At 42.9% G+C, this 9935-nt stretch carries 7 protein-coding genes and 1 pseudogene; 1 reads left to right on the plus strand and 7 read right to left on the minus strand.

All coding sequences use genetic code 11. The annotated features are described in order from the left end of the window. Position 1: 1 nt before the first annotated feature. The 6 genes from IM462_RS19845 to IM462_RS19870 all read right to left on the minus strand — a co-directional run bounded on the left by IM462_RS19845 (position 2) and on the right by IM462_RS19870 (position 7302). Entirely contained in the window at positions 2-1339 is a 1338-nt protein-coding gene (locus tag IM462_RS19845) for an AAA-like domain-containing protein (protein WP_287703152.1), read from the minus strand. Positions 1340-1787: 448 nt separating this feature from the next. Next, the gene (locus IM462_RS19850; protein WP_287703154.1) at positions 1788-2999 is read right to left on the minus strand and encodes a glycosyltransferase; all 1212 of its coding nucleotides are present in this window, start codon (positions 2997-2999) and stop codon (positions 1788-1790) included. Positions 3000-3075: 76 nt separating this feature from the next. Then, entirely contained in the window at positions 3076-5736 is a 2661-nt protein-coding gene (locus tag IM462_RS19855) for a methyl-accepting chemotaxis protein (RefSeq protein ID WP_287703156.1), read from the minus strand. A gap of 93 nt (positions 5737-5829) precedes the next feature. After that, positions 5830-6366 (minus strand): chemotaxis protein CheW, encoded by a 537-nt coding sequence (locus IM462_RS19860; RefSeq protein WP_287703158.1) that lies wholly within the window; start codon positions 6364-6366, stop codon positions 5830-5832. 91 nt (positions 6367-6457) lie between these two features. Beyond that, complete coding sequence (locus IM462_RS19865; protein ID WP_287703159.1) at positions 6458-6823, minus strand: response regulator transcription factor; 366 nt, start codon at positions 6821-6823, stop codon at positions 6458-6460. A 386-nt stretch (positions 6824-7209) separates the two neighbouring features. Next, complete coding sequence (locus tag IM462_RS19870; RefSeq protein WP_228009813.1) at positions 7210-7302, minus strand: DUF4388 domain-containing protein; 93 nt, start codon at positions 7300-7302, stop codon at positions 7210-7212. Between the two features lie 649 nt (positions 7303-7951). Here IM462_RS19870 and hmpF point away from each other — a divergent pair. Next, positions 7952-9592 carry a pilus motility taxis protein HmpF gene (gene hmpF, locus IM462_RS19875; RefSeq protein ID WP_287703161.1) on the plus strand — a complete coding sequence of 547 codons (1641 nt, stop codon included), beginning with the start codon at positions 7952-7954 and terminating at the stop codon, positions 9590-9592. A gap of 146 nt (positions 9593-9738) precedes the next feature. On the opposite strand, the pseudogene IM462_RS19880 reads toward hmpF, so the two are convergent. After that, a pseudogene (locus IM462_RS19880) lies at positions 9739-9934 on the minus strand (hypothetical protein). Position 9935 lies beyond the last annotated feature (1 nt).

The following is a 9935-nucleotide window of genomic DNA, read 5'->3' on the forward strand; positions in this document are numbered from 1 at the left end:
TTTATACTGAACCAGTATATTGGCTTATAAAGTACTTTTGATACAACTGACAGCTGACAATTGCTTGATTTTCTCTGAGTTTAATTAAACCCATACTATTAAGTTTATAAGCAATAATTGGATCGACTATCATTGGTTGATTCCCTTGACAAATCTGTTGAAAAATACCGGCAAGTTCGGGTTGTTTTTGTAAAGTGACCCAGTGCAGCTGTAAATGAGAGGAATAAATTCCCGTTGATGTAGTTGCTGATTTGATTAAATCTGGCATCGTGATTTGCTCTTGGCTAAGATGATAAATCGCTAAATGAATCAAGGCAGGATGTCCCCCCACTAAGTCGATCAACTGTTGAATTTCGTTGGTTGCTAATTCATTTAATTGATATTTTTTGGCTAATTCTGCCACTTGTTCTTGACCAAAACCCTGTAACTCTATGGGTAATCCCACATTAAAAGGAGACTGTTCTAATCGCAGAGAAACATAAGATTCTGTGGATTGAACAATAATTAAACGTAATTTCTGCCACAGGGGAGATCGCTTAGATTCTTCATAACAAGCTCGGATTAAAGGTAAAAAATCTTCCGCTACTTTCGGATGTTCAAAGACTCGATGCACTTCGTCTAAAGCCAATACCAGTGGCTGTTTTATCTCTCGTAAAATATACTCTTCAAAATAAATTGTCCAACTCATTTTAATTCCTATATCTTCATCCCAATAATCATCTAATTTGGCTTCTAAATTCAACTGCCGAGCGCAATTACGGCAGATCCAGCGTAAGAACTTGTTAAAATTTGCTATGATGTCTTGGTCTGCTTTTTGTAAATCTAAACTAACAATTTGATAACCGAATTGCTGTTGACAAGCCTCTAAAACTGTTAATAATAAAGACGTTTTCCCCCATTTGTTGGGAGCTTTAATGCGTACTAACGCCCCAGATTGTCCGATTTCCTCGATAATTTTTGCTTCAAGTTTTGTTCGTTTTAGATAATAATAAGAATTATAGGGAACAGGAGCATCTGGGTATTCTGGACGCTCATTCTCGGGATATTCATTACCGTAATACTGAAGCGATGTGGAGTTGCTAAAATGAGATTGTAGTCTAGGTAAAAAATTTTTCTTATTGATCGGTTCTCCGATCAGTTGCGAGAGTCTATCATAGAGTCCTGGGGCAACTACATTGGCAAGATAGCTGCTACTATAACCGTTTTCTTGGGCAATTTCTTGATAGTTCTTTTTCTGCCAAAGTCCTCGCAATAATAATTGTTCTGTGTCATTGAGACAGCGATTCTCAAGCTTGAGCAGTTGCCGATTAAGAATCTCTTGGATTTCCTCGAATTTCATTATTTTTGTCCAAGGTAAGAAGATTTGATGGAATAGATTATTTGATTTTTCAGTTCCGTTGCAGCCAGAAACCCTGAATCTTGACATAACAGCACCGATTCAAACTAGAATTGGTATATTTGACAAACAAGCTGACGAGAACTGGCAACCGACAAAATTGTGCGACGGCAACACCGAGAGGGATTAATTCCCTCCCCTTACTAGGAAATTATAGCATTTCTTGTCAAGGTCAATTACACGGCAGCAATTATCTCTTGATAATTTCTATCAAAACCCCCTAAGTCTTCAGCGTCTAACCCCTCGATAATCCTATTAAGAATTAATTCGGAAAAATCCTCACAGGAGTTGACTAGACAGGGTTTTAGCAATCAGATGTACTGCATTTCAACTGCCTATTGAGAATTTTAGTACAGTGGCTGCTCCCAATCTTCGCGACAACGGTGAACAGTTACTGTTCATCCCTCAATACACTTGCTCCCAGAGCTTCTAGGGTTTCTTGCAGCATTTCAGCGCGAGATACATTACCCTGATCTTGCAATAATTGTAGCCCTTTTTGCCAAATCTCGATCGCCTCATTATAACTACCGAAAGCTATATAAGCCACCCCTAGATTTTGGTAAATAGCGGGATTATCGGGGTTTAACTTGAGAGCTTTTTTATAAGCTTTAATCGATTCTGGTAGCCGGTGCAGTTGTTTGAGAACCAGTCCTAAATTATAGTAACCATCGGCATAAATAGAATCAATTTCTACGGTTTTCTCAAAGATAGATAAAGCAGTTTCGTATTTTTCTGCTTCGTATAATAACCAACCTAAATTATTATAGGCCCCCAGTTTTAATTTATCTAAAATTGGCTGCTTAATCGCTTTAATAAAATTATCGGCTGATTGCTTAAATTCCTCCACTGAATAATAATAATTAGCGAGATGATAATATAACTCATATAAAATATGCGGATTAGAGCCATGGCATTTTAAACCGTGTTTGAGCAGCTTAAAACCCTCTTTATCCCTGCCAATCTTTAGATATAACCCTCCCAATTTACTACACACATAGGGATCGTGGGGATGCTGCTGATAAAAGCCCTCCATGGCTTTTCTTGCCCGTTCAAACTTATCTAAGCTGGCTATTTTATCGATGGTGTAACCGTAGTGAAAGATAGCAATTTCTGGCAGTTCAACTATTTTCCAATCAGGCTCTTTTTTTAATAAAATAGCCACATTATCATCAATAATTGAGTGATAGGGTCGGGTAAAAGTAACTTGAGAATGTCGGCGAAATAGCCGCGAAATTAGAGAATAGGGTGATTGTACGGCTCCGATTTCATGGCGGATTAAATTAATCACTAAATTTTCCTCTTTTTCCATTGCCCGACGCATTTTCGGTACGATAGCGGGATTTAATTCCTCATCAGCATCAAGGACTAAAATCCAATCGCCAGTAACATATTTTAAAGCCTCATTTCTGGCATCGGAAAAATTCCCCCGCCAATCGTAGCTAGGAACTATGGCACCGTAACTTTTAGCAATAGCAATCGTATCATCGGTCGAACCCGTATCCATAACGATCATCTCATCCACCACCCCTTTAACGCTATCCAAACAGCGCCGGAGATTTTCGGCTTCATTTTTGACAATCATGCAGAGACTAAGTTTAGGCATAACTTTACTCACTCTAGCGGTCAATCTTGAGGGATAGCGGCTAATCAATAACCCACTGATTACCACTCATCGATTATTAATTATCTTCCGAGTCTATCTTAAACCTTTCTACCGAAGAAAGCAGCTCCCGGGAGATACTCACCAATTTTTGCAAAGAACCCGCCACCCGTTGGGATTCTTGGGAAGTTTCCTGAGCAGTTAACTCCACCGACTGCATAACCTGGGCGACATTGAGGGAATTTTCCCGTTGTTTGACCGTATCGGCGGTAATCGATCGCACCAGCGTATCAATGCGGTTAGAAACTTGGATAATATCTTCTAAGGACTTCTTGGCCTGTTCCGAGCGCTCGGTGACATCGATAACCTGTTGAATCCCTTCCTCCATCGCCATCATTACCGAACCCGTTTCTGATTGAATCTGTACAACGATCTGTTCAATTTCCTTAAGAGATTTAGCAGCTCTATCGGCCAACTGACGCACCTCATCGGCCACAACCGCAAAACCGCGGCCCGCCTCTCCCGCTCGCGCCGCTTGAATCGAGGCATTAAGAGCCAATAAATTAGTCCGCGAGGCAATCTGAGAGACTACCGCGACAATTTTCGAGATTTCCTGGGAAGCTACCGCCAAACGCTTGACTTTTCGCGCCGTTTCTGATACCGTGTCGCGGATTTGCAGAATTCCCGCCACGGTTCTTTCCACGGAATCACCCCCCTTTAGGGCGGTAATCGAGGAAGTGCGGGCGACTTCTTCGGCTTCTCTGGCGTTTTCTGCCACCCGTTGAATTGAGTCGGTCATCATCTGTACCGAATTAAGGGTGACTGCTAATTCCTCCGCCATCCGCAGGGCATCGCTAGACTGATTGCGGGCGAAAGATTCACTATTGGTACTGGCTTGATTCACCTGTTTTGCCGCTTTTTTCACCTGTCGGACAATTTCGCGCAGGTTTTGGATAGTCAAATTAAAAGCATCGGCCACCGCCCCTAAAAGATCGGCACTTACCTCCGCTTCCACGGTCAGATCTCCCCGAGCCGCTCCTTCCACATCATCGAGAAGTCGAATCACTTGCCTTTGTAGATCTTCCCGTTCCTGTTCCGTTTCGGCGGCGCGGCGTTGGGTCTCCGTGGTGGTAGTTGCCACCACCCGGGCCATCTGATTGAAACGATTGGCCAGTTGACCGAATTCATCTTCCGAGTAGATCGTCGCTTTAGCGTTAAAATTACCTTGCGAGAAATGATCGAATTGGCTTTGTAAATCGTCGAGACTGCGCTTAATTTGACTAATGAGCAACTGTAAACCTAGCCAAGTTAGGGCAAAAGCTCCCAGTCCAGTTAATAACATCTCGGTTAGTACCGGTTGACTGAAAGGGGAAAGGCTGGCTGGGGCTGGTTTCGGGGCAACTTTTTCGGTTTTTTCCTTGCTATTCGGGCCCGGTTTGGCAGCCGATAGAGAAAATAGCCAAGAGGTGGTACTAACGGCAAAAATTAAGATTACAGGGGTAATACCCGCTAAAGCCGCTAGGATTAGTTGTTTTTTGCCTAAAGAAGCATTGACAAAAAAGGCTAATTTGCCCGGATTGACTTCCACCACTGGCCCGAGCAGGCGCTCGGAAACAGGGCCAAGATGACTATCTTTTTTGTCATCGAGGATTTTTAAACGAGAAGGATTAAAACTAGGCTCTCCCAGAGCAGAACTGGCATTAAGGCGCGCACTGGGTTCGGGGACAAAACCAGCAGTTAAAGCTTCCTCTCCCGAACGGGTAAATAGCTCCGATTCCCCCAGTTCTTCGCCTATATCCGTCAGATGCAGTTGGGAAAAACCGTCTAAATCCTCATTATTGAGTTTTGGTTCCCTAAAATCTCCGGTTTCTTTCTCCTCGTATCTTTTTTGAGTGACTATGCCCTGATTAAGGTCAGTTTTCGCCGCTTGTCGGTGGTTCGGGTGCGGATCAATGGTAAAAGTGCTTGCTTCTAGGGTATCGGCATAGGATAACTCCTGATCTCTCCCAGTGACGGGATTTTCCCGCCAGTCAGAGGAAGCCATAAAAGCGGCTTCTCCCGTTGACCCTAACCCACCGCCCCACCCTTCCTGCAGCGAGTCAATCTCCTCTGCTTCTAAAAAGGGGAAAGGGAGTTCTCCATCCCCAGAATCGCCGGACAAATGGGAACCGTAAGAGCCGGAACTGGCCAGGATAAGGGAACTAAAGGCGGTTTCCTCCGATTCCCCAAAATCATCGCCATAGGAATTGACTGTACCCGCCGTAGGCTCTCCGAAATCCTCGTCATTGAAAAGACCACTATCCCAGTCCATTACCTCCTGTTGCCGCTCGATACCAGCCGCTTGCGACCCCCTAGACAAAGAATTGCTGAAACCTTGACTAGGATCGAAAGCTGCCTCGCTGTAGGCAATGCTTTCCGCAGCAGCGATCATAAAATCTCCATTCTCGGCTTCAAAACGCAATTGCTGAATCTGCTCGAGACCCCGTCGAGCATAATCTACCAGATCAAAGAAATTGGCAGAATTTTTAGCCAATTCCAGCACTTTTTCGTAACGTCCCTCGGCCAAGCTGTATTGTTGTAGTCCTACATAAATGTGTCCCTGTAAAAGCAGGACATTGGGATCATCGGGATACTTGCTGATCATTTCTTTGACAATGACGGCGGCACCCTCAAGGTTGCCCTGGCAATAGGCGGTGTTAGCCTTTCCATAGAGTTTCGCGTATTCTTTCCCTGACGGCATTTGCCCCTCCCCTAGTAAAGATAAAGTGATCAAGTAGTTAGTGGTTTCAAGAAATAATTACTATAAATGCTATTCTGCTATTTTTTTGAGGTTTTAAGCCGCCCAACGGGCAGAACGGAGTATGGCTAGATGATCGAGTAGTCTTAAGGTTTTTTTTAATTCTTGGCCCAGAATCCACTCTCCCTGCACATAGGGGGCGATCTGATCGGGAATACTGACGGCACTACCTAATTTATCTGGGTCGAGCCATTTCATATCTCCCAAACGTTGCACCGCTAAACCGAGGATCGTTTCCTGTTCTTCAATCACAATTACGGGAATTTCGGATCGATCAGTATTTAAGCGGCTGTTGCTGTTATCCCCCAAAAATTGACCGAGATCCGCCACCCAGATCACTTGACCCCGAAGATTGATCGCACCGAGGAGCAAGGGTGAAGCATTGGGAATTGGGGTAATGCGATCGAGTGGTTGCTGCATCACCTCGCGAATGCCCACAGCACTAAGGGCAAACTCGTCCTGAGAGGGTAGATAAAATCGCAAGTGCAGTTCACCGACGGGAGTTTGTAATTCCTGATGGTTAGGGGCGATATTTTGAGCGTCACCAGTAAAAAAATCGGCGTTGTTAAGCATTTGTTTTGTTCTCTTGTAAGTAATATTTGGGGCGGCGTTTTTAGCTGTCTCGACCTATACCATGACTAGACTGTCCCTGGTGAAGGCGATTTTATCGGCGCAGCAGTTGTTTAACAGTGCAAATGAACTCAATCGGTTCAAAGGGTTTGACAATATAGGCATCGGCTCGGATTTTCCTGCCCCAATAGCGATCAAAGACTTCCCCTTTCAAAGAACAAATGACCACGGGGATATTTTTGGTTTTTGGATCCGACTTGAGACGACGACACACCTCATAACCATTCATGCCGGGTATGACGATATCGAGGACAACGAGATCGGGATCGGCTCTCTGAATATGTTCGAGGGCCTCCAACCCATCTTTGGCGATCGTGACCTTAATGCCGCTATTGCGGAGTAGATCACAGATCAGTTCCCGTTGCGTTTGGCTGTCTTCTACCAGCAATATTTCTCTCATAACTCCCTACCTAGCTAGGCCACCAAGGATAACAATGGAAAAAGAGGCGCGATAATAGTTCCCGTTGACCCGATGCTCCGAAATTGCTCCCATTTTTTGCCTCCAACGCAATCTGAAATTTATCAGGGGGTTTCCCTCTCAACCAGCAGTCATAACTCATTTTCGCTCAAAGGTTTGCTTAAATAATCGGTTGCCCCCACCATTTTGGCTGTTACCCTTGCCAGCAGCCCCCCCCTTGACTGGTTAAATCGTCGAGTTTTGGTAGGGCGATATCCCAGAGAATGAGAGCAGCTTCGATCTCTATAGCCTGAGCGAGAGCTTCTCACGAAAAAGACCCCAGGAATAGTTGGAATTTTCTAAAATACTCTCGACTTTTTCACCAATACTCAGATCGTCATCAATAGTTCTCCTGTTCTTTGTCCTAATTCAATCAATTGTAAAATACTGGGAATGTCAATCTCATTGAAGCTTCCTTGCATAATTTCTCGGAATCTCCCCCACTAGACGCTATTTCTTTTAGTCTAGAATAACCTAGAGCAGTTATCTTAATGGTGAGGTAGGAAGTCTCTGGTTTGAGGTGTTAGTCTGCAGATGATGCCAAATCTCGTCATACTTCATCTTGAGGAGAAACGCTGTCTTCCTTCCTCTTGTCACTAATAATAAATCTGATAAGCTAATTATGTAAGATATTTTTCAGTAAGCTTTGCTGCATTTAAACTAGCCTTGGCAATTTTCAGTACAAAAGGTCTAGCTTTCTATCCTTGCCTCTCGCTTTCACGCCGTCTTAACCGATAATTTAGATGTGTGGTCAGCTTATTCAAACTGCAGCCAGAGGTAAAAGGGGTCAGAAAACATCAGCCGATTTATGAGATTGACTGCCAAATTTTTTGAGACCAGCTCAGTAAATTGATGCTGAAAAATCTTCAAAAATTAAAAATTTTCCAGTGGGTAAGAGGAAAAATTGAGAACAAATGTATGTCTCAAAAAGAAAAACTCGAATGATAGAAATTAAAAATTTTTTGGCAGCCGATGGGTACACTGAAACCATAGACAGGCCGCTCCCAGCCTCGATCATCAACTCTCTCTAAAACCAATTACAAAAACTTTCATCACACAGGAAGACTACTCGTGCTATACCTTGCAGAAGTAAAAAAACAGACTAAAGGTTTTATCAGCGGTTACAAAATCGAATTGAAACTATTGGCCTGTCAGCATAAAGATCAGACGTGGAGTGCCATAGTGGGGAACGATATCTTAACCTACGACGAAACTAACTTCAGAGGAGAAGGTGCGCTTCTCTTGGTGAATTTGAGCGATAATCGTCAACTGCAAGGAAACCCAGAATTAGCGGGAGCAGAGATGGTGCGACAACTGCAAAAGATTTCCCGTTTGATGGAGCGCAATAAGGAAGATCAAGAGAAAATCGATCAGTGGAAACAATCCCTCACCTATCAAAGCGAGATTCTCAACCGCCAGAAAATGGAAATGGAGGCAAGAATTGAGCAAATTGAGCGAATAGAAGCAGAATTCGATTATTTAGAGGGCAAAAGACAAGAACTGGAAAACCTAAAACAACAATTGATCGAGCAACAGCGACACCTGGAAGAAGAACAAATAAATTTCAACTCCTCCCCCAATCTTTCCCCAGAACAACAACAATTTATTCGTTCTCTAGCGGAGAGTTTAGCTAATAATCACGATCTGGGCAATTCTCCCTCACAAATTCTCTATTCAACTCTTGAATCTGTGCAGGGACAACAGACAATTTTAAATAGTTGTTGGCAGAGTTTAGAGGAGCAGAAAAAAGCTGTAGAAAATCGTCAGGTCGCCAACGAACAAATGCTCAATCATCTCGAACAAAGAGCCAGGGAATTACAGATAAGTCGCAGTGCTTTGGAAACAACGAAAATACAACTACAAATACAAGAAACTGTTCTGAGTCAAAAACAGGAATTATTTGATCGCCTTAACCTCACCCTACAAACCACTGATTCTACTCGACAAATGCTTTTTCGTCTCGCCCAAGCAGCAGACCTAGATTTTGATGGTAAAATCGATCTAGAAGCTCTTGAAAAAATGCCTTTGGAAGAATTGGAGAGCTTAGTTAACAATCTACAAACAGACCTCGATCGCTTGGAAATTTTTGTCAACGACCAAGAGGAAGAATTAACTCTCCAATCCCAAACCGTGGAAGAATTAGAAGCAAGAATGACCACAATAGATGAATCCCAGCGAGCTAATTTAGCAGAAGAATTAGCCGAGGAACAGGAGAGAAAAGGAATGCTGGCGGAAACCTTGATCGGACAGAGACGTAATCTTCGAGAAAGGCAAGCTATTCGCTCTCAACATCGGAAAATTCTGCACCGGAGACAGGGAATTTTATCCCCAGAAGATGCCCAAAAATGTAGCTTTGAACCAGTGTTAATTATCCTGGAGGATAGTTATCAAAATAATCTCCAAGAAAGTCAACGTTTAGCCGCAGAAATCAAGCGAATACAAGAGGATTTACAAAAAAACAGAGATACTATTGACGAGCAATGGTCGGATTTAGAGGAAAAAACTTGTGAATTTGAAGAACAGGAGCGACAATGGCGCGATGCTAATCTGGCATTAGTGCGTTTAAAAACTCAGATGCAACAGTACGAAACTTTCCTGCAACCCGTGCAGGATCATCTCGATCAAATCCGTCAAAAACTAGAAAATATTTCCCATTGGTTTATACCTATGGAGTCTAATGTTATTGCCTATGATTACGCTATTAACAGTTAGGCTTAATTAGGGTTCCTGAACAAATAATACAGGGTAATTCAGAAAAAGATTTCGCCCTTCTTGCCGATAACTTTTATAGCTTTTTATCTATGGATAAAATAATTTAGATCAATTTAACTCTAGGTTAGATGTGGTATAGACTAGGATTAGTAATTTATACTCAGATAGTTAGGGCTTGCTGAATAATAGTAAAACCCTTGTTGGTTAAGACTTTTAGAGTTTTTGTAAATCAAAAAGTACCAGATATGGGAGTGATCGGGGGGAAAATTCAGGGACTTTTTCCCTGAAAATTAGGTAATTGACCCCTTCAAAATCGGTAAAACCCTACACCCCACACCCCACA

The organism is Microcystis sp. M144S2, from assembly GCF_020246065.1.
Lineage (GTDB): Bacteria > Cyanobacteriota > Cyanobacteriia > Cyanobacteriales > Microcystaceae > Microcystis > Microcystis ichthyoblabe_A.